This is a genomic window from Aureimonas sp. CAS, from assembly GCF_059838215.1.
Window position 1 is genome coordinate 1,738,365 of the sequence record NZ_CM187563.1, and the last position, 22,938, is coordinate 1,761,302.

The window sequence follows — 22,938 nt, forward strand, 5'->3', positions numbered from 1 at the left end:
AACCGCTCCATGGCCCGCTCCTGTCTGTCGATCGTTCTCGCCGCGGGCGAGGGCACCCGCATGAAGTCCGACAAGGCGAAGGTGCTGCACGAGGTCGCGCATCTGCCGCTCGTCTGCCACGCGGTGGACGCGGCGGTCGCGGCCGGGTCGACGAGAGTCGCGCTGGTGACGGGGCGCGACGCCGACAAGGTCGAGGCCGCCGTCGCCGCGCGCGCGCCGGGCCTTTCCGTTCATCGGCAGACCGAGCGGCTCGGCACGGCCCACGCCGTTCTGGCGGCGCGCGAGGCTCTCGAATCCGGTGCCGACGATGTCCTGATCCTCTTCGGGGACACGCCGCTGGTGCGCGCCGAGACGCTGGCGCAGGCACGGGCCGAGATCGCCAGGGGCGCGGCGGTCTGCGTCCTCGGCTTCCGCACCCCGAACCCGACGGGCTACGGGCGCCTGATCGTCGAGGGCGGCGAGCTCGCCGCCATTCGCGAGCACAAGGACGCCAGCGAGGCCGAACGGGCGATCGATCTGTGCAATGGCGGCGTCATGGCGATCGACGGGACGCTCGCGCTCTCGCTGCTTTCCCGCGTCGGCAACGCCAACGCCAAGGGCGAGTACTATCTGACCGACATCGTGGAGATCGCGCGCGGCGACGGCGCGTCCGTCCGCTTCGTCGAGACGGGCGCGGACGATCTCGTCGGCGTCAACACGCGGGTCGAGCTGGCCGAGGTGGAGCGGCTCTGGCAGGAGCGCCGCCGCCGCGAGCTCATGCTCGACGGCGTGACAATGACGGCGCCCGAGACCGTGTTTCTCGCCCACGACACGACGATCGGTGCGGATGCGCTGATCGAGCCGAACGTCGTCTTCGGCCCGGGCGTGAGCGTTTCCGCCGGCGCCACGATCCACGCCTTCTGCCATCTGGAAGGCGCTCGCGTTGCGTCCGGGGCCTCCGTCGGTCCCTTCGCGCGGCTGCGGCCCGGCGCCAGGCTGAGCGAAAAGGCGAAGGTCGGCAATTTCTGCGAGGTGAAGAACGCCGACGTCCAGGCCGGGGCGAAGGTCAACCACCTCACCTATATCGGCGACGCGAGCGTCGGCGCGGGCGCCAATATCGGGGCCGGCACCGTCACCTGCAATTACGACGGCTTCTCCAAGCATCATACGGAGATCGGCGCAGGCGTCTTCGTCGGCTCCAACTCCTCGCTGGTCGCGCCGGTCACGCTGGGGCCGGACGCCTATGTCGGCTCCGGCTCCGTCGTCACCGAGGACGTGCCCGCGGGCGCGCTCGCCATCGGGCGCGCGCGGCAGGTGACCAAGGAGGGGCGGGGCACGCTCATCCGCGAGCGGCTGGCGGCCGAGAAGGCCGCGCGCGCCAAGCGCCCGTAACGTTTCGACATCAAAATCTATCGGCCGGAGCGTCCGTCTAAACCCCTCCGCGCGCTCGTTCCGCTATAGATCGCGCGGAACGCGAACGAACGAGGTGTCAGAATGTGCGGAATCATCGGAATCGTCAGCCGTGAGCCCGTTGCCGATCGGCTCGTCGATTCGCTGAAGCGGCTGGAGTATCGCGGCTACGATTCGGCGGGCATCGCCACCGTGTCGGGCGGCTCGCTCGACCGCCGCCGCGCGGAAGGCAAGCTCGTCAATCTCGAGGCCCATCTGCGCGAGAACCCGCTGCCCGGCACGATCGGCATCGGCCACACCCGCTGGGCGACGCACGGCGCGCCGTCGACGCGCAACGCCCATCCGCACGCCACCCAGCGTCTGGCGGTCGTCCACAACGGCATCATCGAGAACTTCCGCGACCTGAAATCGGAGCTGACGGCGGACGGCTATTCGTTCGAGAGCGACACCGACACGGAGGCCGTCGCCGTCTACGCCACGCGCGAGCTGGATCGCGGCGCGAGCCCGAAGGACGCGGTGCACGCGACGTTGAAGCGCCTTGAAGGCGCCTTCTCGCTCGCCTTCCTCTTCCATGGCGACGAGGAGCTGATCGTCGGGGCGCGCAAGGGCTCGCCGCTCGCCATCGGCGAGGGCCGGGACGAGATGTTCCTCGGCTCCGACGCCATCGCGCTGTCGCCCTTCACCGACGCCGTCCGCTATCTGGAGGACGGCGACTGGGTCGAGATGCGCCATGGCCGGGCGACGATCTACGACATGGACGGCAAGGAGGTGGTGCGTCCGCTCCGCCGCTCGGTCGGCAAGGCCTTCTACGTGGACAAGGGCAATCACCGCCACTTCATGCAGAAGGAGATCTACGAGCAGCCGGAGGTCGTGGGCCACACGCTCGGCGCCTATGTGGACATGACCAGCGGACGCACGCGCGCGCCGCAGGGCACGTCGCTCGACTTCTCGAACGTCAAGCGCATGGCGATCTCGGCCTGTGGCACCGGCTTCTATGCCGGGCTCGTCGGCCGCTACTATTTCGAGCGCCATGCCCGCATCGCCTGCGATCTCGATGTGGCCTCCGAGTTCCGCTACCGCGAGAGCCCGCTGTCTGACGTCGATCTGGCGCTCTTCGTCACGCAGTCGGGCGAGACGGCCGATACGCTGGCCTCGCTGCGCTACGCCAAGGGCGAGGGCGTTCGCACCGCCTCGGTCGTGAACGTCGCCGAATCCACCATCGCCCGCGAGAGCGACGTCGTCCTGCCCACGCTGGCCGGGCCGGAGATCGGCGTCGCCTCCACCAAGGCCTTCACCTGCCAGCTCATCGCCATGGCCGCGCTTTCCGTGCGCGCGGGCGTCGATCGCGGGATCATCTCGGCCGAGGAGGAGCTCGTCCACACGCAGGCCCTCGCCGAGGCGCCGCGCCTCATCAACGAGGCGCTGCATCTGGAGGCGCGCATCGAGGAGCTGGCGCGCGAGATGGCGACCTATCGCCACGCGCTGTTCCTGGGGCGCGGCTTCTCCTTCCCGCTGGCGCTCGAAGGTGCGCTGAAGCTCAAGGAAATCAGCTACATCCACGCGGAAGGTTATGCGGCGGGTGAACTGAAGCACGGGCCGATCGCGCTGATCGACGAGAACATGCCGGTGGTGGTGATCGCGCCGCACGACCGGGTCTTCGAGAAGACAGTTTCGAACATGCAGGAGGTCGCCGCGCGCGGCGGGCGCATCATCCTCGTCACTGACGAGAAGGGCGCGGCCTCCGGCGCGGTGGACGCGGCGGAGACGATCGTCCTGCCCGCGATGCCTGAAATCCTGACGCCGATCGTCTATTCGGTGCCGCTGCAGCTTCTGGCCTACCACACGGCCGTGCAGATGGGCACGGACGTGGACCAGCCGCGCAATCTCGCCAAGTCCGTCACCGTCGAGTAGCACAGGCGATAGGGAACCGTTCCGATGCGCATCCGGTCGTTGCACACCTATCCGGTGAAGGGCGCGGCCGGCACCGCGCATGAGAGCATCGGCGTCGGCCTGAAGGGGCTGGTGGGCGACCGCCGCTGGATGATCGTCGATTCGGGCGGGCGCTTCGTCTCGCAGCGCGAGATCGCTTCTCTGGCGCGTCTCGCCGTCCGCTCGGAGCCGGACGGGATCGCGCTCGGCATTCCGGGGCGGGCGGAGATGTTCGTCGCCTGGCCGAACGGCCACGACCGGCTGCCTGTCTCGATCTGGCGGGACGATGTCGACGCCGCCGTGGTCGAGGGCGAGGCCGACGCGGCCCTGTCGGACTTCCTCGGCCAGCCGGTGCGGCTCGTCCATTTCGACGATCGCGCCTTTCGCCACGTCTCGCGCGACTGGATCGACCGGGAGGCGCCGGTCGCCTTCGCGGACGGCTACCCGATCCTCGTCACCTCCACCGCGTCGCTCGACGAGCTGAACGCCCGGTTGGCCGCGACGGGCGCCGAACCGGTGACGATGGACCGGTTCCGGCCGAACGTCGTGATCGAGGGCGCCGGGCCTTTCGCGGAGGACGGCTGGGCGACGATCGAAATCGCCGGGATCGTCCTCGATCTGGTGAAGCCCTGCGCCCGCTGCGTCGTCACGACCATCGATCAGGCGAGCGGCGAGAAGACGGGCAAGGAGCCGCTCGCGACGCTGGCGCGCTTCCACCGCTCCGGCGATCCCCGCGCACCGGGCGCGCTCTTCGGCTGGAACGCCGTGCCGCGCGGTCCCGGCCATCTGGCCGTCGGGCAGGACGTCACCGTGCGCGCGCACCGCGATCCGCCCTGGCCGATCGCCTAGCGACGGGCAGCCGTGGACGGCTCAAATAGGAGGCGCCATTCCTCTCCCCTTGGGGAGAGGGTGGCCCGAAGGGCCGGGTGAGGGCCTCTTAGGACGCCGCCCTTTCCCCGCTGAACCAGCGCCCTTCAAGCCCTCATCCCCCTGCCGGGACCTTCTCCCCAAGGGGAGAAGGAGGCAGTTTCACTGCCGCAGTCCATCGGGAAAGGCGCCGGAAATCCGCCGTGACACTGACGGCTCAATAAGAGGCGCCATTCCTCTCCCGGAACGGGAGAGGGTGGCCCGAAGGGCCGGGTGAGGGCCTCGTAGGGCGCCAGCCTTTCCGCGCAGAACCAGCGCCCTCCGAAGCCCTTGTCTGTGCCTGGATGTTGTAAGCTGTTTCTGTCTTCCGGGACGCCCGCTTGGCGCTCCAACGCCAAGCGGGCTGTTGGCGGAGGGGCCGATAAGCCCTGAGCGTCGAGCGCTGAGGATGAGCAGGGCCGCCGCCGACGTTTCATGACCCGGATGGTTGCAGGGACGAACGGGTCCGAAGCCACAAGGATGGGTCGATGGAACGGGCACAGCGTAACACGAAAGTCGCCGGAATCGATGTGGGGAAGTTCTGGCTGGACGTGGCGATCCACGGCCGGGACGGGACGCGCCGGTTTGCCAATGACGAGGCGGGCCTGACAGGGCTTGCGGTCTGGCTGGCCGAAGAGGGCGTGGTCCGCGCGGGGCTGGAGGCGACGGCCGGCTACGAGCGGGCGGCCCGCTCGAGACTGGAAGCCGAGGGCGTTCAGGTGATCGTCCATCAGCCGCTGGAGGTTCGGCTGTTTGCGCGGCTCAAGCGCTGGAAGGCCAAGACCGATCGGCTGGACGCGGTCCTGATCGCGGCGGCGACGGTTCAGGTCGAGACGGTCCGGGCCGCTCGGGACCCGCTCCTGGTCGAGTTGGCACAACGCCTGACCGCCTATGAGCACATCACCGACAAGGTCGCCGACCTGAAGACCTTCATGGAGCATGTCGATCTGCCCGACCTCGTCGAAAGGCTGGGCCAGGAAATCGGGAGCCTTTCGCGTCTCAAGGTCAGGCTGGCGAGCGATATCCTCGCCCGGATCAAGGCCCGCCCCGATCTTCTGACGCGCTACCGCCTGCTGTTGTCCCTGCCGGGCGTCGGGCCGATCGTGGCCGCCAGCCTGCTGATCCGCATGCCCGAGCTCGGCGCCATGCGGCGCGGTCAACCGGCCGCCCTGCTCGGCGTGGCTCCGCTCGACCGGCAGTCGGGGCAATGGAGGGGCCGAAGCGTCATCGGCGGCGGCCGGGCCCGTCCGCGCCGGATGCTCTATCTCGCCGCCATCGCCGCCAAGCGCTGCGACCCCGGCTTCAAGGCCTTCGCCGAGAGACTGATCCAGGCCGCAAAGCCTCCGAAGGTCGCCATCGTCGCCGTCATGCGAAAGCTCATCGAGGCCGCCAATCTGGTCCTGCAAAGACAGCAGCCATGGACCGCGCAAACCGTCCCAACGACATAGTTGCTCATCCCCCTGCCGGCAGGACGATTCACACGTCACTCCGCCGGGACGGCCGTCGAGCTTCGATACACCGGCTCGGTGTCCAGCGTCTCGATGTCGCCGACCCGGTTGTAGACCGTCTCGTCGAGGATGCCCTCGCGCTTGGCGACGATGGTCGGCACCAGCGCCTGGCCCGCGACGTTCACGGCCGTGCGGCCCATGTCGAGGATCGGGTCGATGGCGAGCAGCAGGCCGACGCCTTCGAGCGGCAGGCCGAGGGTGGAGAGCGTCAGCGTCAGCATGACGGTGGCGCCCGTCAGTCCGGCCGTCGCCGCCGAGCCGATGACGGCGACGAAGACGATCAGCAGATATTCGGTGAAGCCGAGCTGCAGCCCGAAGAACTGCGCGACGAAGATCGCCGAGATCGCAGGATAGATCGAGGCGCAGCCGTCCATCTTGGTCGTCGCGCCGAGCGGCACGGCGAAGCTGGAATATTCGCGCGGAACGCCGAGGCTCTTCTCCGTCACGCGCTCGGTGATCGGCAGCGTGCCGAGCGAGGAGCGCGAGACGAAGGCGAACTGGATCGCCGGCCAGGCGCTCTGGAAGTAGCGGATCGGGTTCAGGCCGTGCACGGCGAGAAGCGACGGGTAGACCACGAACAGCACCAGCGCGAGACCGATATAGATCGCGACGGCATAGGCGCCGAGCTGGCCGAGCGTCTCCCAGCCATAGACGGCGACGGCGTTGCCGAGGAGGCCGACGGTCGCGATCGGCGTCAGGCGGATGATCCACCACAGCACCTTGTGCACGACCTTCAGGAAGGAGCGGTTGAAGGCGAGGAACGGCTCGGCCGCGTCGCCAACCTTGAGCGCCGCGACGCCGACCGCGATCGAGATGACGAGGATCTGCAGGACGTTGAAGTTCAGGCTCGTCGTCGCCGCGCCCTCCGTCAGGCGGGTCGAGGCCTGCAGGCCGAGGATGTTCGACGGGATCAGGCCGGTGAGGAAGTCGAGCCAGGAGCCGGAGCGCGAGGGAGCCGCCGCGGCCGCCTGTGAGACCGAGGTCGAAAGGCCGGGCTGGATCAGAAGGCCGAGCGCGATGCCGATCAGGACGGCGATCAGCGCGGTGATCGCGAACCAGATCAGAGTCTGCGTCACCAGCCGCGCGGCGTCGTTGAGTTCGCGCAGGTTCGCGATCGAGGCGACGATGGCGGTGAAGATCAGCACCGGCACGATGGTGCGCAGAAGCTGGACGAAGGACGAGCCGACGGTCGACAGCGTCTGGACGAGCCAGTTCGGGCCGCCGCCCTCGGCCGGACCCATCTCCCGCGCGACGAAGCCGAGGATCAGGCCGATGACCAGCGCCACCAGAACCTGGAAGCCGAACTGGGTGTAGAACGGCTTCGGCGCGCGCGCCGGGGCCGGGGCGGAAGACGTGGATGACATGGGGCGAACCTCGCGAAACCGGGACTCGGCGTTCGAGGCCCGGTGCATGATCGAATGCACAGGATGTAGGCAGATGCTGCGGCGCCGGCCAGTGAACTTGTTCCGCCGATCGTCGGATCCGAGGAAAATTCGTTCGTCCGGCTTACTGTTCGGCCGTCATCCGGAGCGCAGCAACCGGACCGACTCGTCCTTGCCGAACAGGTAGAGGAGAACGCGCAGCGCCTGCCCGCGCTCGGATTTCAGCTCGGGATCGCGCGTCAGGATCAGGCGGGCGTCGTCGCGCGCCGTTTCCATGATGTCGGCATGCTCCTCCAGCCGCCCGATCCGGAAGGCCTGCATGCCGGACTGGCGCGTGCCGAGAAGGTCGCCTTCGCCGCGCAGTTTCAGGTCCTCCTCAGCGATCACGAAGCCGTCCTCGGTCTCCCGGATGACCTCCAGGCGGCGCCGCGCGGTCTCGCCCAGCGGCGCGCGGTAGAGAAGGACGCAGGAGGAGGCCTTGGAGCCCCGCCCGACGCGTCCGCGAAGCTGGTGGAGCTGCGACAGGCCGAAGCGCTCGGCATGCTCGATCACGATGATCGAGGCGTCCGGCACGTCCACGCCGACCTCGATGACGGTGGTCGCGACGATCAGGCGGGTCGCGCCCGACTTGAAGGCCGCCATCGCGGCGTCCTTCTCCTCGCCGCTCATCCGGCCGTGGACGAGCCCGACGACGTTTCCGAGCGACATCCGCAGCTGCTCGAAGCGCTCCTCGGCCGCCGTCAGGTCGCTCTTCTCCGACTCCTCGACCAGCGGACAGACCCAGTAGAGCTTGTCGCCGGCCTCGATCGCGCGCCGCGCGCGCTCCACGATCTCGCCCATGCGATCCATCGGCACGGCGACGGTCGCGATGGGCTTGCGCCCGGCCGGTTTTCCCTCCAGGCGCGAGACGTCCATGTCGCCGAAGGCGGCGAGCACGAGCGTTCGCGGGATCGGCGTCGCGGTCATCACCAGAAGGTCGGGCGCGCGGCCCTTCCTCGTCAGCGACAGGCGCTGATGCACGCCGAAGCGGTGCTGCTCGTCCACCACCACGAGACCGAGGTTGCGATAGGCGACGTCTTCCTGGAACAGCGCGTGGGTTCCGACGACGATATCGACGGTTCCGTCCCGGATCGCGGCCAGCTTGGCGTCGCGCGCCCGCCCGTTGTCGCGCCCGGTGAGAAGAACGACGGAAAGCCCTGCTTTCGCCGCCCATTTCTCCAGCCCCGCGCAATGTTGGCGCGCGAGAATTTCCGTTGGTGCGAGAAGTGCGGACTGAGCGCCGGCCTCGGCGGCGCGCGCCATCGCCATCAGCGCCACCACGGTCTTCCCGGCGCCGACATCGCCCTGCAGGAGCCGGAGCATCCGATCCGCATCTTCCATGTCGGCATGGATTTCGGCGACGGCCTTCTCCTGACCCTCGGTCAGCGCGAAGGGCAGCGCCGCGCGCACGGCCTCGGTCCGCGAGCCGTCGCCCGTGAGCGGTCGCCCGGCGGCCTTCTTGATCTTCTGCCGCGACAAGGCGAGCGCCAGCTGGCTGGCCAGGAATTCGTCATAGGCCAGACGCCGATAGGCCGGGTTCTTGAAGTCGAGGTCGAGCGGATCGGCCGGGTTGTGGAGGCGCGCGAGAGCGTCCCCGACCGATGGGAACTTCTCCTTCGCCGCGACGCTCGGCTCCATCCAGTCCGGCAGGAGGGGAAGCGCGTCGAGAGCGCCCGCGATCGACCGGCGCAGCACCTTGGGCGAAAGTCCGGCGGTCAGCGGATAGACCGGCTCGACCAGCGGCAGATCCGCCGCCTCGGCGAGCTTGGCCACGAATTCGGGATGCACCATCTGCGGGCGGCCGTTGAACCATTCGACCTTGCCGGAGACGACCATCTCCTCGCCGACCGGCAGGAGGCTTTCCAGCCATTTCGCCTGCGCCCGGAAATAGGTGAGGGCGATCTCGCCCGTCTCGTCATGGGCGAGGACGCGCGCCGGCTGCGCCTTCGTCGCGCCCGGCTGGTGCCGGTCGATGCGCAGCTGCAGCGTGACGAGCGTGCCCTCCGGGGCGGTGGCGATCTCGGCGCGGCGGCGGCGATCGACGATCCCGGAGGGCAGATGGAAGAGAAGGTCGCGCACGCGCACCGGCGCACCCGCCGGCACGAGCAGCGTCTGCAGATGCTCGGCGACCTTCGGGCCGACGCCGGGAAGGCCGGTCACCGGCGCGAAGAGAGGATCGAGAACGGACGGGCGCATCTAGGGTGCGTCCCCATAAGCAGGGACCGGAATGGTCGGGACGATCCGGGCCGGATACGAGGAGCTAAAGCGAAGGAAATGCGGGCATTTTCGAGCTTTCGCGACAAAGTTGCCGGCCCGGAGCGCCCGATCCCGAAGGGACGCGGTCCCGGCTTCGACCTGCCGCGTCCAACCGCTCGACCGGGCATCAGCCCGTTCGTCGCGGTTCTCCTTGCATCCCATCGCCGGACCTCGCGCCATTTCGTTCCTGCTTATGGGGACGCACCCTGGGAAGCGTTTATCGTCACAGGCGCGCGGCGCAAGGCTGACAGTGGAGCGGCGGCGAACTATATCGGCCTCAAGCGCGCGTGGGGCCGGCAAGGGGCTCCGCGCCGCGTTTCCGTTTGCGGACCCTTGTCGACGATCCGGATGTGAGCCCATGGGCGGCCTGACGCGCTCCTCGACCGACCTCGACCCTCGCCGGCGTAAGGCGCTCTACCATTCGTGGCATCGCGGCACGCGGGAGATGGATCTGCTGCTCGGCCGCTTCGCGGACGCTGAGATCGCGGACCTCACCGACGAGGAGCTGACCGACTTCGAGCGCCTGATGGAGGCGCAGGACAAGGACGTCTTCGCCTGGATGACGGGCGTCGCCGAGACCCCGGCCAACTACGACACGCCGCTGTTCCGCAAGGTTCTGGCCTTCCACGAGAAGACCGCCGGAGAGGACCGTTGAGCAGGGATCTGAAGAAGGCGCTGTCGCGCGGCGGCTCCCTGCGCATCGGCAACGTCCTGCCGGGCTACGAGGCGTTCCTTCTGGCCGAGATCGCGCGCGAGCGGGGGGCCAAGCGCCCGATCGTCTTCGTCATGCGCGACGGCAACCGCATGGGCGAGCTGGAGGACGCGCTGCGCTTCGCGGCACCCGACACCCCGGTTCTGACGCTGCCCGCCTGGGACTGCCTGCCCTACGACCGCGTCGGACCGTCCTCCGAGGCCGCCGCGCGCCGTCTGTCGGCGCTCGCCGCCATCGCCAGCCTGAAGGCCGAGCCGCACCGCGCGATCGTCCTCACCACGGCCAACGCCATGCTGCAGCGCCTGCCGCCCGCGCAGGTGCTGGCCGAGGAGACGATCTCGGCCAGGGCAAGCGGCCGCATCTCCATGGACCACATCGTCCAGGTGCTGGCGCGGGGCGGCTTCGAGCGGGTGACGACGGTGCGCGAGCGCGGCGAATACGCCGTTCGCGGCGGCATCCTCGATCTCTTCGCGCCGGGCGAGGAGGAGCCGGTGCGGCTCGACTTCTTCGGTGACACGCTGGAATCGATCCGCGCCTTCGATCCGGCGACGCAGCGCACGACCGGCAACCGGAAGAGCTTCGAGCTGACCCCGGTCTCCGAGGTGACGCTGAAGGACGAGACGATCTCGCGCTTCCGCACCAATTACGTGAAGCGCTTCGGCGCCCCGTCCCGCAACGACGCGCTCTACGTCTCGATCTCCGAGGGGCGCCGCTTCGCCGGCATGGAGCACTGGCTGCCGCTCTTCTACGAGACGACGGAGACGCTCTTCGATCACGTGCACGGCTTCCCGGTGGTCCTCGACCATCTGGTGAGCGAGGCGGTGGGCGAGCGGCGCAAGCTGATCGGCGACTATTACGAGGCGCGTCGGCGCAACACGGCCGAACAGAGCGCCGAGGCGGTGCCCTACAACCCGCTCCAGCCGGACGACCTCTATCTTTCCGAGGACGAGCTGAACGGTCTCCTCGCCTCGGCCGACCCGATCCGCCTTTCGGCCTACGCGCTGACGGATGCCGGCGGGCTCACCGAGACGATCAATCTCGACGTGCACAAGGGGCGCGACTTCGCCGCCGAGCGGCAGGCCGGAGACGTGAACGTCTTCAAGGCCGCCGTCGATCACATCTCGAACCTGCGGGCCGGCGGCAAGCAGGTGGTGCTGGCCGCCTGGACCGAAGGCTCGCGCGACCGGCTGCGGCAGGTGATCGAGGAGCACGGGCTCGGCAACATCAAGGATGTCGAGTCCTACGCCCGCGCGCTGGAGGTCGGGCGCAACACCGTCGCCATGGCGGTTCTCGGCATCGAGCAGGGCTTCGAGACCGACCGCGTCGCGATCGTCGGCGAACAGGACATTCTCGGCGACCGCCTCGTGCGGCGCGGGCGGCGCAAGCGCCGGGGCTCGGACTTCATCGCCGAGGTCTCCGGTCTCGACGAGGGCGACGTCGTCGTCCACGTCGATCACGGCATCGCGCGCTTCGTCGGCCTTCGCACCATCGAGGCGGCGGGCGCGCCGCACGACTGCCTCGAACTCGCCTATGCGGGCGGCGACCGCCTGTTCCTGCCGGTCGAGAACATCGAGCTTCTGTCGCGCTACGGCGGCGAGGGGACCGAGGCGAGCCTCGACAAGCTCGGCGGCGGCGCCTGGCAGGCGCGCAAGGCCAAGCTCAAGAAGCGCCTTCTCGACATAGCCGGCGAGCTCATCCGCATCGCCGCCGAGCGCGAGATGCGCGGCGCGCCGCGCCTTCTGCCGCCGGACGGGCTGTGGGGCGAGTTCCAGGCCCGCTTCCCCTACGAGGAGACCGAGGACCAGCAGAACGCCATCGACGCGGTGGTGGACGATCTCGGCGAGGGCAAGCCGATGGACCGGCTCGTCTGCGGCGACGTCGGCTTCGGCAAGACCGAGGTGGCGCTGCGCGCGGCCTTCGTCGCGGCCATGAACGGGCTCCAGGTCGCCGTCGTGGTGCCGACCACGCTTCTGGCGCGCCAGCACTTCAAGACCTTCTCCGAGCGCTTCCACGGTCTGCCGCTGAATCTGGCGCAGGCGTCCCGGCTGGTCACGGCCAAGGAGCTGAACGCGACCAAGAAGGGGCTCAAGGAAGGGCAGGTCGACATCGTCGTCGGCACGCACGCGCTTCTGGGCAAGAGCGTCGATTTCAAGAATCTCGGCCTCCTCATCATCGACGAGGAGCAGCATTTCGGCGTCAAGCACAAGGAGCGGCTGAAGGAGCTGAAGTCGGACATCCACGTCCTGACCCTGTCCGCGACGCCGATCCCGCGCACGCTGCAACTGGCTCTGACCGGCGTGCGGGAGCTCTCGCTCATCACCACGGCGCCCGTGGACCGCATGGCCGTGCGCACCTTCGTTGCCCCGTTCGACCCCCTGGTCGTGCGCGAGACGCTGCTGCGCGAGCGCTATCGCGGCGGGCAGAGCTTCTACGTCGCGCCCCGCCTGTCGGACCTCGCGGGCATCAAGGACTTCCTCGACCGCGAGGTGCCCGAGCTGAAGGTCGCGGTCGCGCACGGCCAGATGCCGGCGGGCGAACTCGACGACATCATGAACGCCTTCTACGAGGGCCAGTACGACGTGCTCCTCTCCACCACCATCGTGGAATCGGGCCTCGACATCCCTTCGGCCAACACGATGATCGTCCACCGGGCGGACATGTTCGGCCTCGCCCAGCTCTACCAGCTGCGCGGGCGCGTCGGCCGCTCCAAGCAGCGCGCCTACGCGCTGATGACGATCCCGGCCAACAAGACGCCGACGGCGGGCGCCGACCGGCGCCTCAAGGTTCTGCAGTCGCTGGACACGTTGGGCGCGGGCTTCCAGCTCGCCTCGCACGATCTCGACCAGCGCGGCGCCGGCAACATCCTCGGCGACGAGCAGTCGGGTCACGTGAAGGAGGTCGGCTTCGAGCTCTACCAGCAGATGCTGGAGGAGGCCGTGGCCGAGATGAAGGGCACCGAGCCCGATTCCTCCGGCGCGTGGTCGCCGCAGATCACGCTCGGCACCGCCGTGATGATCCCCGAAGGCTACGTCCCCGACCTGCAGCTGCGCATGACGCTGTACCGGCGCCTCGCCGATCTCGACGACGCGCGCGAGATCGACGCCTTCGGCGCCGAGCTGATCGACCGCTTCGGCCCCATGCCGCCGGAGGTCGAGCACCTGCTCAAGGTCGTCTTCATCAAGGCGCTGTGCCGCAAGGCCAATATCGAGAAGCTCGATGCCGGGCCGAAGGGCCTCGTCGTCCAGTTCCGCGAGAAGACCTTCTCCAACCCGGCGGCGCTCGTCCGCTATATCGGGGAACAGGGCGCGGCGGCGAAGATCCGGCCCGACCAGTCGATCGTCTTCATGCGCGACTGGCCCAAGCCCGAGACGCGCCTGAACGGCGCGGCGACCATCGCGACGCAGCTCGCCCGCTTCGCCGGAGAGGCGGAGAAGAAAGCGGCCTGATTCGCGAGCGTTGAAACCGCGTCCTTCTCCCCGAGGGGAGAAGATGCCGGCAGGCGGATGAGGGCATGACGGGCGGCGTCGCCTGGACCAACAGGAGCCTCGTCCAGAAAGACCGATGCGTAGCGCTCTGTGAGGCCCTCACCCGGCGCTTCGCGCCACCCTCTCCCGTTCCGGGAGAGGAATGGCGTACTCTTCGGATGCGTCCGCCACCCCCAACCATCGCGCTGGGCGCTTGGAGCCGAGCCCATGCGAAAGCCGACCTCCGTCCAGACCCTCACCGAGTTCGGGCGCGTGCGGCTCTCGAAGACCTTCTTCATGCGCGATTTCCTTCATTCGGAGATCGCAACGGTCCACGGGCTCCTGAACGTTCCCGACGACCCGGACCTCGCCATCGCGGCGGGCACGCGCCTTTGCGAGGAACTGCTGGAGCCGCTGCAGGACACCTTCGGGCGCATCGCGGTCCGTTCGTCCTTCCGCTCGGCTGAGGTGAACGGCTTCGGCAACGAGGCGCAGAGGGCGGGCCGCGCTGGCTACAATTGCGCGCGCAACGAGGCGAGTTACGCGGGTCACATCTGGGACCGGCGGGACGGGGCCGGCAACATGGGCGCGACGGCCTGCGTGGTGGTGCCGAGCGTCTGGGACCGCTTCCAGGCGCCGGGCGACTGGCAGAGGCTCGCCTGGTGGGTCCACGACCATCTGCCCTATTCGCAGATGGAGTTCTTCCCGCGATACTTCGCCTTCAACCTCACATGGCGCGAGAACCGGCCGCGCGAGGGCATCTCCAGCTTCGCGGAGCCGAAAGGCTGGCTGACCCGGCCGGGCATGGCGAATTTCGACGGCAGCCACGAAGCGGAGTGGCGCGCGATCGTGTCCGAGCCGCGTTAACTTACCCGCCCGCTCCCTCTCCCCGAGGGGGAGAGGGATGAAGCCTCATCCGGCTTCCTCGAATTCAATCTGCTCGGCAGATCGTTGCTCGACTGCCGCCTCGGTCGTCATCCGCACGCCGATCGCCTTCATCACCCCGACCAGCGTGGAAAGCTTCGGATCGCCCTTTTCGCCGAGCGCCCTGTAGAGGCCTTCGCGCGTGATCCCCGCGGCTTCCGCGACCTTGGCCATTCCGATGGAGCGGGCCACATCGTTCAATGCGTGCGTGATGAAGGACGCGTCGCCTTCCTCGAAAGCGGCCTGCAGATAGGCCGCGCGCTCTTCCGGTGTCTTCAGATGGTTCTGGATGTCGAACTTGCTGGTCGAAAGCGCCATTTCAAAGCTCCTTCATCATCCGATGCGCGGCCGCGATGTCCCGGCGCTGCGAGGATTTGTCTCCGCCGCACAGAAGGATCACCACCGTCTGGCCCTGCCGGGTGAAGTACACGCGGTAGCCGGGGCCGTACGCGATCCGCATCTCGACGACGCCTTCACCGACCGATTTGGAATCGCCGGGATTGCCGAGTTCGAGGCGACGGATGCGGGCGACGATCCGTGCGCGCGCTTCGAGGTCGCGGAGCGCCGAAAGCCATTCCACGAACCGCCGGGTTTGGCGAACCTCGATCACTCTGTGAACTGTAGTTCACATAATGATCGCAATCAATCCTGTCGCCAGAAGCTCGGCAGGTAGTAGCCCGTCAGCGGGCTGGTCTCCGGATGCCGGATGAAGTGCCAGCGCGCCAGCCACAGATCGGCGACGTGGTAGAGCGGCACGACATAGTGTCCCGAAAGCAGGATCCGGTCGTAGGCGCGAACCGCCGCGACGAACTCCTCGCGCGAGCGCGCCCGCACCATCCAGTCGATCGCCGCGTCGATGGCCGGGTCGGCGGTCCCAGCGAAGTTGAAGGACCCCCCGGCGTCGCGCGAGGCCGAGCCCCACCGGTTCACCTGCTCGGCGCCGGGCGACAGCGAGCCCGTCAGCGCCGAGAGGATCATGTCGTAGTCGAACTCGGATCGGCGCTTCTGATACTGCGAGTCGTCGACGAGGCGCACGGAGGCGTCGATGCCGATCCGGGCCAGCGTCCGGGAATAGGCGAGGGCGGTCCGCTGCTGCTCGTTGGTCTGCACCACGATCTCGAAGGCGAGCGGGCGCCCGTCCGGTCCGGTCATGGTGCGGCCCTGAAGCGAGTAGCCGGCGTCGCGCAGCGTCGCCACCGCGTCGCGGAGCACGTTTCGGTCGCTGCCCGAGCCGTCCGTCACCGGCGGTCGCTGCTCGCCCTCCATCGCCTCCGGCGTCACCGCGTCGGGGAAGCGCGCCAGGAACGCGCGCTCCTCCTCCGAAGCCGGGCGGCCGACCGAGGACAGCTCGGAATTGTCGAAGAAGGAGACGGTGCGCGTATAGGTGCCGTGGTGGAGATTGGCGTTCGCCCATTCGAAGTCGAAGAGGCTGGCGACCGCCTCGCGCACGCGCACATCCGCAAAGACCGGCCGGCGCGTGTTGAAGAAGAAGGCCGTCATGTTGGCCGAGCGGCCCGTCGGGAACGTCTCCTTGATCACGTCGCCGTTCTGCGCGGCCGGAAAGTCGTAGCCGACCGCCCATTGGGTCGGGTTCCGCTCCTGGTAGATGTGGAAGAGCCCGCGCTTGAAAGCCTCGAACTGGGCGTTCGTGTCGCGGAAATACTCCACGACGATCTCGTCGTAATTGTCGAGCCCGCGCTTCACGGGCAGGTCGCGCGCCCAGTAGTCCGGGTCCTTGCGGTACATGATGCGCTGGCCGGCCTGCACCTCGGCGATGACGTAGGGGCCCGAGCCGACGAGCGGACGCAGCGTCGTGCGGCCGAAGGTCTCGCGGTCGTAATCGTGCTCGGGCAGGACCGGCAGGCCCGCGAGGAGCAGCGGCGTCTCGCGGTCCGCGCGCTCGTTGAAGGTGAAGCGAACGCCGTGGCTGCCGACCTTCTCGATGCGGTCCACGCGGGCAAGCCAGGCCGTGTATTGCGGCCGCACGATGCCCGGCTGCTTCATCATGTCGGTGGTGAAGATCACGTCCTCGACGCGCACCGGGCGCCCGTCGGAGAAGCGCGCGTCGGGGTTCAGCGTGAACTCGACGAAGGTCCGCTCCTCGTCCGTCTCCACGCTCTCGGCCAGGAGCCCGTAGAGCGTGAAGGGCTCGTCGGGCGAGCGGAACATCAGCGACTCGAAGACCAGGTTGCCGAATTCGGGATCGAAGAACATGCCGCGCGCCGTGGAGGCCGCGCCCTGCACGATGATCGGATTGACGTTCTCGAAGTCGCCCGCCACGCCGTAGACCATCCGCCCGCCCTGCGGCGCGTCCGGGTCGACGAAGGGGAAGTGATCGAAGCCCTCGGCCAGAGCCGGCTCGCCCTGCATGGCGATGCCGTGCATGGGCGCGGCAAAGACCGGCGAGGCCGCACCGAGGGCGAGAAGGAGGAGGGCGGCGAGACGGCGCGACGCCGTGCGACGGATGAACCGCATGGTGGGTTGGCTCCGGGGGAACGAGCGACGAGCGTTGAGCCCGGAATCTAACGGAGAATCCGGCGCGTGCCTACCGCGTCTCTTCTCCCCGGACAGGGGGCGGAGCCTTCAAACAGCCGCATTTGCGCAAGACGGCGGGGCTCGATAAGGGAAGCGGGACGAACCCCACCCATGGACGCGCAAAGGAAGAACGCCGCCGTGACAATCCGCTCGAAATTGGTCGACCGCACGTTCCTGGCCGCCGGATTCATCGTTGCGACCGCCGCCGCGCTTCCCGCCGGCCCGGCGCAGGCGCAGGCTCTGCCCGCCGAATGGTTCAAGGTGTGCGCCGAGCAGGGCCCGAACACCATCTGCAACACGCAGTACACGCTGATCGCCGAGACCCGGCAGCTCATCACCGCCGTGAACCTCATCGACGTGTCCGGCGAGGTGAACCAGCGCATTCTCCAGGCTGTGGTGCCGATCGGCCGCGTGATTCCGGCGGGCGTCCAGATGCAGGTCGATCAGCAGGCCGCTCAGACGCTCGGCTACTCGGTCTGCTTCCCGGACCGCTGCATCGCCGAGATCGAGCTGACCGATGCGATGGTCGCCTCGATGAAGGGCGGCTCCACGCTGCGCGTCACGACGACGAATTTCGAGCGTCAGCAGAACCCGGTGAACGTCACGCTTTCCGGCTTTACGGCCGCCTTCGACGGCCCGGGCCAGGAGCCCGACGCGCTCGCCGCCCGCCAGCAGCAGCTCGATCAGGCGCTGCAGGGCCAGGCCGAGGCGCGCCGGCAGCGCTTCGAGGAGGCGCAGCGCCAGGCGATGGACGGCGCCGAGGCGCCCGCGCAGTAGGCGGCCCGCCCCTCCGACATGCGAAAGGCCGCCGAGAGGCGGCCTTTCGCATGTCGGAGGGGCGTGGTTCGTGCCGGTGTCGCGGGCGGACGGAAGCCGCGCGAGCGCCGGCCTTTCAGTGGCGCCGGGTCTCCCGCAGCCGATAGGCCCCGTCGATCGGCCCCTCGAAGAGTTCGGACACCTGCGGGTGCGAAACCGGGCCGCTGGTGTCGTCGAGAACGAGGTTCTGCTCGGAGACATAGGCGACGTATTCGTTCTCCGCGTTCTCGGCGAGGAGATGGTAGAAGGGCTGGTCCTTGCGCGGCCGCGCCTCCTCGGGAATGGACATGTACCATTCCTCGGTGTTGTCGAACTCCGGGTCGACGTCGAAGATCACGCCGCGAAAGGGGAAGATCCGGTGGCGGACGATCTGGCCGATCGAAAAGCGTGCGGTCTGAACGTTATGCGTGGATGCCATAGGCTTGAGATAGCCATCGACGCCCTTGCAAATCAAGCGGTCCGGTTGCGGTGCGACGCTCGATCCCCATCGCGGCGCGCGCCCGTCCAGGCGTCCCGCATTCCGTGCCGCAGACCGCCGCCCGGCGACAGGCCCTCGCGGATCGCCAGCCGGCGGAGGGGACCGAAGGCGGCGAGCGCGCCGAGACCCAGCGTCCGGCCGATGCGGGTCGGCGCGAAGTCCGTCAGCAGCGAGCGGTTCAGGAGGTCGACCCCGGCCGAGCGCGTCGCGATGTCCACGCGCCGGCCGCTCTCGTAGCGCCGCAGCACCTCGTCCGCACCGGGGTCGTCGCGGCGGCGCTCGGCCGCGTCCACGATCGCCGCCGCATCGCGAAGGCCGAGATTGAGTCCCTGCGCGCCGATGGGCGGGACGACATGCGCCGCCTCGCCGATCAGGGCGACGCGCGGCGCCGTCAGGCTCGTCGCGTGGCCGCCGGAGATCGGAAAAACCTGCAATCCATCCTCGACCTCGATCGCGCCCAGCATCGAATGCATGTTCGCCTCGATCCGGCTGCCCAGCTTGGCGCGGTCGAGGTCGCGGACGAGATCGGCGATCTCCGGCTCCTCGACCCAGACGAGCGAGGAGCGCCGCCCCTGCATCGGCACCTGCGTGAAGGGACCCGACCGGCGGTGGAACTCGGTCGAGACGCCGTCATGCGAGCGCTCGTGGCCGAAGTTCAGGACGATGGCGCTCTGCGGATAGGCCCATGTCCGCATCTCGATGCCCGTCGCGGCCCGGATCAGGGAGTTGCGGCCATCCGCCGCGACCACGAGCGCGGCCTCGATCGTCTGCCCCGAGCGCGTCGTCAGAATGGCGCTCTCCTCGTCCATGTCGAGAGTCGCCGCCCCGTCCTCCACGATCTCGAGCCGGTCGGATACGGTCGTCGCCGCCTCGCGAAGAGCGGAAAGGAGGTCCGCGTTCAGGACGTTCACGCCCAGGCTGTCGCGGCCGATCTCGCTCGCGCGGAACTCCACCGTCGGCGCGCGGAACAGGGAGCCGGTGTCGTCGACGATCCGCATGGTCGTCATCGCCTGCGTCTTCGCGGCGAGGAGGGGCCAGACGCCGATTCGCTCCATCAGCTCGACGGACGGCCCGATCAGCGCGGTCGAGCGGGCGTCGGCCGGGGCGGGCGGCGCGAGCAGCACCGTGTCGAAGCCGCGCTCGGCGAAGCCCAGGGCGGCGGCGAAGCCCGCAAGTCCGCCTCCCACGACGGCGATCTCTCGTTTCACGCTTCAAGCTCCTTCGGCATCCGCCGACCCCGTCCTTGGCCGGCTCGCGGAAATCTCATTTCAATTCCCTGGAGATACGCGTTCGCGGACGGATGACAACGCCTGCATCGACGCCATACTATCGGTGAGGCGCAAACACATGAATGAGCGACGTGACCAGGAAAACCGAAGAGTGGCGCGCCTTCAGCGTCCATCTGCTGACCGCGAGCGGGGCCTTCCTCGCCTTCCTCGCCATCGTGGCCGCCGCCGAGGAGCGGTTCGTGGCCATGTGGCTGTGGCTCGGCCTCGCCATGATCGTGGACGGGATCGACGGGCCGCTGGCCCGCAAGTTCGACGTGATGGGCGTCCTGCCCAACTGGTCGGGTGACACGCTCGACGTCGTGATCGACTACGCGACCTACGTTCTCATCCCCGCCTTCGCGCTCTATCAGTCGGGACTGGTCGGCAGCGGCCTCTCCTTCGTGGCGGCCGCGCTCATCGTCATCACGAGCGCGATCTACTACGCCGACACGCGCATGAAGACGAAGGACTACTTCTTCCGCGGCTTTCCGGTGACGTGGAACATGGTGATTTTCGCTCTGTTCGCGATCCGGCCCGGGGAGGCCGCCACCTTCGCGGTTATCCTCTTCTGCGCCGTCACCACCTTTCTGCCGATCAAGTTCCTGCACCCGGTGCGGGTCAAGCGGTGGCGTGCGCTGAACCTCGCGATCACGACACTCTGGGGCATCCTGGCGCTCGCCGCCGTCGTCGTCGCCTTCGAGCCGAACCGGCTGGTGACGGCGGGACTTGTCGTCACCTCGCTCTACCTGCTCCTCATCGGCGCCGCGCTCCAGGCGTGGGACCGCATGAGCGGGCGCGCGACGACTGCAGAGGGAGACGTATCTTGACCAAGGCCATGCTGGTTCGCGCCGTCGGTGGACCCGACGCGATGGAATGGACCGAGCGCGATCCGGGCGCGCCGGGCGCGGGCGAAATCCGCGTCCGTCAGAAGGCGGCGGGGATCAACTTCATCGACGTCTATTTCCGAAACGGGACCTACAAGGCGCCGTCGCTGCCCTTCGTGCCCGGCAAGGAAGGCGCGGGCACCGTGGTCGCGGTCGGGGAGGGCGTCGAGGACGTCGCCGTCGGCGACCGTGTCGCCTACAACAACGCCGCCGGCTCCTACGCCGAAGAGGTCGTCGTGAAGGCCGACCAGACCGCGAAGCTCCCGGACGGGATCGACGAGGAGCTGGCCGCCGGCATCATGCTGAAGGGCATGACCGCCGAGTATCTCCTGCGCCGGACCTACAAGGTCGGCCCCGGCTCGACGATCCTGTTCCACGCGGCGGCGGGGGGCGTCGGCCTCATCGCCTGCCAGTGGGCCAAGCATCTGGGCGCGACCGTCATCGGCACCGCCGGATCGAAGGAGAAGTGCGAGCTGGCGCTGCAGCACGGCTGCGACCATGCCATCAACTACCGCGAGGAGGATTTCGTCGCCCGCGTCGCGGAGATCACGAACGGCGCCAAATGCGACGTCGTCTACGATTCGGTCGGCCGCGACACCTATCCGAAGAGCCTCGACTGCCTTCGCCGGCAGGGCCTCTTCGTCTCCTTCGGCCAGTCCTCCGGCACGATCGAGAATTTCGAGCTCGGGCTTCTGAACACCAAGGGTTCGCTCTTTGCGACCCGCCCCAGCCTCTTCGGCTACACGGCGACGAAGCAGGAGTTCCAGGAGAGCGCCAACGCGCTGTTCGAGGTCGTCCGCTCGGGCGCGGTGAAGATCCGCATCAACCAGCGCTATGCGCTGGCGGACGCGCGCAAGGCGCACGAGGATCTGGAAGCCCGTCGCACCACCGGCGTCTCGATCCTGACGGTCTGACCGGAACGGCCCGGCCTCTCTTCATACGGGCAGGCCGCCGAAGCTTCCTCCTTCTCCCGTTCCGGGAGAAGGTCACGGCAGGGGATGAGGGCTTCGCAGGGCTCCGTCTAAGCGTCCGACCGCCGAAGCCGCCCGGCCGCTCGTCGTACGGGCGGGGCCTATACGCCTCCCCCTTCTCCCGTCTCGGGAGAAGGTCGCGGCAGCGAGATGAGGGCTTCGCGGAGCGCTGTGCGTCCGATCGGACGCACGAAGGTCGCTCCATCTCCTTGATTCGAAGCATCAGGCTTTCCGAGAATCGATCCCGGTTTTCGGGCCGATGCTTCGAAGCGCGCCTTGCGTCCGATCCGGCCGCGCCGCTTTCCTCAGTCCTCGACGAGAATCGTGCCCGCCACTTCGATGCCGAAGCCCGACAGGCCGACATAGGCGCGCTCGTGGGTGGCGATCTCCGCGATGGAGCGGACGCCGAGATCGCGCAGGATCTGCGCGCCGATGCCGACCTCGCGCCAGCGCTCGGTGCGCGCCCGCGCGCTTCCATGGCGCTCGCCGTCCGTCACCGGACCGTCCGCCACCGTCTCGAAGGCGTCGATGTCCGGCGTGCGCAGCAGCATGAGGACGCCGAGCCCGCCGGCTTCCTTCACCTTCTCCACCGCGATCTCGACCCAGGTCCGGCTGTCGCGCGTGCGCCCGAAGAGGTCCGCCACGGGCTGCTCGCGGTGGATGCGCGTCGGCACCTTCTCGGCATAGTTCACGTCGCCGAAGATCGCGACGACGTGCTGCATGTCGTCGAAGGGCGTCTGGTAGATGCGGACGCGGCCGCGCATGCCGGCGACCACCATCTCGTCCTCGCGCACGCAGGTGACGAAGCTCTCGCGACGGATGCGGTAGGAGATCAAATCCTCGATCGAGATGATCTTGAGGCCATGCTCGCGCGCGAAGGGGATCAGCTCGGGCAGGCGCTTCACCGTACCGTCGTCGTTGACGATCTCGGCCAGAACGCCGAGCGCCGGCAGACCGGCGAGACGAGCGAGATCGGTGCCCGCTTCGGTGTGGCCGGAGCGGGTGAGGACGCCGCCCTCGCGCGAGATCAGCGGGAACATGTGGCCAGGCCGCAGGAAGTCGGAGGCCGCGACGTTGTCGTTGGCGAGCGCGCGGGCGGTGTTGGCGCGCTCCTCGCCGGAGATGCCCGTCGTCATCCCGACCTTGTAGTCCACCGAGACGGTGAAGGCGGTGCGCATCGGGTCGAGATTGTTCGCCACCATCGGCGGCAGGTTCAGGCGCTCGGCGTGTTCGCCTGTCATCGGCACGCACAGGATGCCGCTGGTGTGGCGGATCATGAAGGCCATCTTCTCCGGCGTCGCCTTGGACGCCGCCATGATCAGGTCGCCCTCGTTCTCGCGGTCCGCGTCGTCCACGACGACGACGAGTTCGCCTGCCGCGATCGCCGCGATCGCGTCTTCGATCCTGTCGAGTTCCATGGGGTCCGTCCTGTCGATGCCTGCCCGCAAATCCTTACGGCGCGCCCGCGCGCCGATCA

The 22,938-nt window shown here is 68.6% G+C and carries 18 protein-coding genes; 10 read left to right on the forward strand and 8 right to left on the reverse strand.

The features are described from left to right. Window positions 1-9: 9 nt before the first annotated feature. The 4 genes from glmU to AC6R2M_RS08490 all read left to right on the forward strand — a co-directional run bounded on the left by glmU (window position 10) and on the right by AC6R2M_RS08490 (window position 5,672). Window positions 10-1,371 carry a bifunctional UDP-N-acetylglucosamine diphosphorylase/glucosamine-1-phosphate N-acetyltransferase GlmU gene (gene glmU, locus AC6R2M_RS08475; protein WP_500487359.1) on the forward strand — a complete coding sequence of 454 codons (1,362 nt, stop codon included), beginning with the start codon at window positions 10-12 and terminating at the stop codon, window positions 1,369-1,371. A 102-nt stretch (window positions 1,372-1,473) separates the two neighbouring features. Further along, window positions 1,474-3,300, forward strand: a complete 1,827-nt coding sequence (gene glmS, locus AC6R2M_RS08480; RefSeq protein WP_500487361.1) for a glutamine--fructose-6-phosphate transaminase (isomerizing) — start codon at window positions 1,474-1,476, stop codon at window positions 3,298-3,300. A gap of 24 nt (window positions 3,301-3,324) precedes the next feature. Continuing rightward, a complete protein-coding gene (locus tag AC6R2M_RS08485) occupies window positions 3,325-4,167 on the forward strand; it encodes an MOSC domain-containing protein (protein ID WP_500487363.1) in 843 nt (280 codons plus the stop codon). Window positions 4,168-4,712: 545 nt separating this feature from the next. Continuing rightward, window positions 4,713-5,672 (forward strand): IS110 family RNA-guided transposase, encoded by a 960-nt coding sequence (locus AC6R2M_RS08490; RefSeq protein WP_500481999.1) that lies wholly within the window; start codon window positions 4,713-4,715, stop codon window positions 5,670-5,672. Window positions 5,673-5,707: 35 nt separating this feature from the next. On the opposite strand, the gene AC6R2M_RS08495 is transcribed toward AC6R2M_RS08490, so the two are convergent. Both AC6R2M_RS08495 and recG read right to left on the reverse strand, forming a co-directional pair. After that, window positions 5,708-7,096 carry a dicarboxylate/amino acid:cation symporter gene (locus AC6R2M_RS08495; RefSeq protein WP_500487365.1) on the reverse strand — a complete coding sequence of 463 codons (1,389 nt, stop codon included), beginning with the start codon at window positions 7,094-7,096 and terminating at the stop codon, window positions 5,708-5,710. A 156-nt stretch (window positions 7,097-7,252) separates the two neighbouring features. Beyond that, complete coding sequence (gene recG, locus AC6R2M_RS08500; RefSeq protein WP_500487367.1) at window positions 7,253-9,349, reverse strand: ATP-dependent DNA helicase RecG; 2,097 nt, start codon at window positions 9,347-9,349, stop codon at window positions 7,253-7,255. 418 nt (window positions 9,350-9,767) lie between these two features. Between recG and AC6R2M_RS08505 the strand changes: the two genes are divergently transcribed. From AC6R2M_RS08505 to AC6R2M_RS08515, 3 genes are all read left to right on the forward strand, one after another. Then, window positions 9,768-10,064 (forward strand): FAD assembly factor SdhE, encoded by a 297-nt coding sequence (locus AC6R2M_RS08505; protein ID WP_500487369.1) that lies wholly within the window; start codon window positions 9,768-9,770, stop codon window positions 10,062-10,064. 131 nt (window positions 10,065-10,195) lie between these two features. After that, on the forward strand, window positions 10,196-13,567 hold the full coding sequence (gene mfd, locus AC6R2M_RS08510) for a transcription-repair coupling factor (protein WP_500487542.1): 3,372 nt from the start codon (window positions 10,196-10,198) through the stop codon (window positions 13,565-13,567). A gap of 246 nt (window positions 13,568-13,813) precedes the next feature. Continuing rightward, on the forward strand, window positions 13,814-14,452 hold the full coding sequence (locus AC6R2M_RS08515) for a hypothetical protein (RefSeq protein WP_500487371.1): 639 nt from the start codon (window positions 13,814-13,816) through the stop codon (window positions 14,450-14,452). Window positions 14,453-14,497: 45 nt separating this feature from the next. Here AC6R2M_RS08515 and AC6R2M_RS08520 read toward each other — a convergent pair whose 3' ends face one another. The 3 genes from AC6R2M_RS08520 to AC6R2M_RS08530 are packed head-to-tail and all read right to left on the reverse strand — an operon-like array spanning window position 14,498 to window position 16,984. Further along, on the reverse strand, window positions 14,498-14,827 hold the full coding sequence (locus tag AC6R2M_RS08520) for an addiction module antidote protein (protein ID WP_500487373.1): 330 nt from the start codon (window positions 14,825-14,827) through the stop codon (window positions 14,498-14,500). Window position 14,828: 1 nt separating this feature from the next. Further along, window positions 14,829-15,119 carry a type II toxin-antitoxin system RelE/ParE family toxin gene (locus AC6R2M_RS08525; RefSeq protein WP_500487375.1) on the reverse strand — a complete coding sequence of 97 codons (291 nt, stop codon included), beginning with the start codon at window positions 15,117-15,119 and terminating at the stop codon, window positions 14,829-14,831. Between the two features lie 32 nt (window positions 15,120-15,151). After that, window positions 15,152-16,984, reverse strand: a complete 1,833-nt coding sequence (locus AC6R2M_RS08530; protein WP_500487377.1) for an extracellular solute-binding protein — start codon at window positions 16,982-16,984, stop codon at window positions 15,152-15,154. A gap of 171 nt (window positions 16,985-17,155) precedes the next feature. Here AC6R2M_RS08530 and AC6R2M_RS08535 point away from each other — a divergent pair, with 171 nt between their 5' ends. Further along, window positions 17,156-17,821: an invasion associated locus B family protein gene (locus AC6R2M_RS08535; RefSeq protein ID WP_500487379.1), complete on the forward strand. Its 666-nt coding sequence runs from the start codon at window positions 17,156-17,158 to the stop codon at window positions 17,819-17,821. 115 nt (window positions 17,822-17,936) lie between these two features. Here the strand turns inward: AC6R2M_RS08535 and hspQ are convergent, their stop codons facing one another. After that, window positions 17,937-18,278, reverse strand: a complete 342-nt coding sequence (gene hspQ, locus AC6R2M_RS08540; RefSeq protein WP_500487381.1) for a heat shock protein HspQ — start codon at window positions 18,276-18,278, stop codon at window positions 17,937-17,939. A gap of 32 nt (window positions 18,279-18,310) precedes the next feature. Beyond that, a complete protein-coding gene (locus AC6R2M_RS08545; RefSeq protein WP_500487383.1) occupies window positions 18,311-19,546 on the reverse strand; it encodes a UbiH/UbiF family hydroxylase in 1,236 nt (411 codons plus the stop codon). A gap of 143 nt (window positions 19,547-19,689) precedes the next feature. Between AC6R2M_RS08545 and pcsA the strand changes: the two genes are divergently transcribed. Beyond that, window positions 19,690-20,433, forward strand: a complete 744-nt coding sequence (gene pcsA, locus AC6R2M_RS08550; RefSeq protein WP_500487385.1) for a phosphatidylcholine synthase — start codon at window positions 19,690-19,692, stop codon at window positions 20,431-20,433. Then, window positions 20,430-21,404: a quinone oxidoreductase family protein gene (locus AC6R2M_RS08555; protein ID WP_500487387.1), complete on the forward strand. Its 975-nt coding sequence runs from the start codon at window positions 20,430-20,432 to the stop codon at window positions 21,402-21,404. Before pcsA ends, AC6R2M_RS08555 begins: the two co-directional genes overlap by 4 nt. 362 nt (window positions 21,405-21,766) lie before the next feature. Here AC6R2M_RS08555 and ribB read toward each other — a convergent pair whose 3' ends face one another. Then, window positions 21,767-22,879, reverse strand: a complete 1,113-nt coding sequence (ribB, locus tag AC6R2M_RS08560) for a 3,4-dihydroxy-2-butanone-4-phosphate synthase (protein ID WP_500487389.1) — start codon at window positions 22,877-22,879, stop codon at window positions 21,767-21,769. Window positions 22,880-22,938 lie beyond the last annotated feature (59 nt).

What these genes read in the sequence shown, in the direction of transcription:
- glmU (WP_500487359.1), top strand. Translation starts at nt 10, where the DNA reads ATGGCCCGCTCCTGTCTGTCGATCGTTCTCGCCGCGGGCGAGGGCACC.
- AC6R2M_RS08505 (WP_500487369.1), top strand. Translation starts at nt 9,768, where the DNA reads ATGGGCGGCCTGACGCGCTCCTCGACCGACCTCGACCCTCGCCGGCGT.
- hspQ (WP_500487381.1), bottom strand. Translation starts at nt 18,278, where the DNA reads ATGGCATCCACGCATAACGTTCAGACCGCACGCTTTTCGATCGGCCAG.
- AC6R2M_RS08515 (WP_500487371.1), top strand. Translation starts at nt 13,814, where the DNA reads ATGCGAAAGCCGACCTCCGTCCAGACCCTCACCGAGTTCGGGCGCGTG.
- recG (WP_500487367.1), bottom strand. Translation starts at nt 9,349, where the DNA reads ATGCGCCCGTCCGTTCTCGATCCTCTCTTCGCGCCGGTGACCGGCCTT.
- AC6R2M_RS08495 (WP_500487365.1), bottom strand. Translation starts at nt 7,096, where the DNA reads ATGTCATCCACGTCTTCCGCCCCGGCCCCGGCGCGCGCGCCGAAGCCG.
- AC6R2M_RS08490 (WP_500481999.1), top strand. Translation starts at nt 4,713, where the DNA reads ATGGAACGGGCACAGCGTAACACGAAAGTCGCCGGAATCGATGTGGGG.
- mfd (WP_500487542.1), top strand. Translation starts at nt 10,196, where the DNA reads ATGCGCGACGGCAACCGCATGGGCGAGCTGGAGGACGCGCTGCGCTTC.
- glmS (WP_500487361.1), top strand. Translation starts at nt 1,474, where the DNA reads ATGTGCGGAATCATCGGAATCGTCAGCCGTGAGCCCGTTGCCGATCGG.
- AC6R2M_RS08530 (WP_500487377.1), bottom strand. Translation starts at nt 16,984, where the DNA reads ATGCGGTTCATCCGTCGCACGGCGTCGCGCCGTCTCGCCGCCCTCCTC.
- AC6R2M_RS08485 (WP_500487363.1), top strand. Translation starts at nt 3,325, where the DNA reads ATGCGCATCCGGTCGTTGCACACCTATCCGGTGAAGGGCGCGGCCGGC.
- ribB (WP_500487389.1), bottom strand. Translation starts at nt 22,879, where the DNA reads ATGGAACTCGACAGGATCGAAGACGCGATCGCGGCGATCGCGGCAGGC.
- pcsA (WP_500487385.1), top strand. Translation starts at nt 19,690, where the DNA reads ATGAGCGACGTGACCAGGAAAACCGAAGAGTGGCGCGCCTTCAGCGTC.
- AC6R2M_RS08520 (WP_500487373.1), bottom strand. Translation starts at nt 14,827, where the DNA reads ATGGCGCTTTCGACCAGCAAGTTCGACATCCAGAACCATCTGAAGACA.
- AC6R2M_RS08535 (WP_500487379.1), top strand. Translation starts at nt 17,156, where the DNA reads ATGGACGCGCAAAGGAAGAACGCCGCCGTGACAATCCGCTCGAAATTG.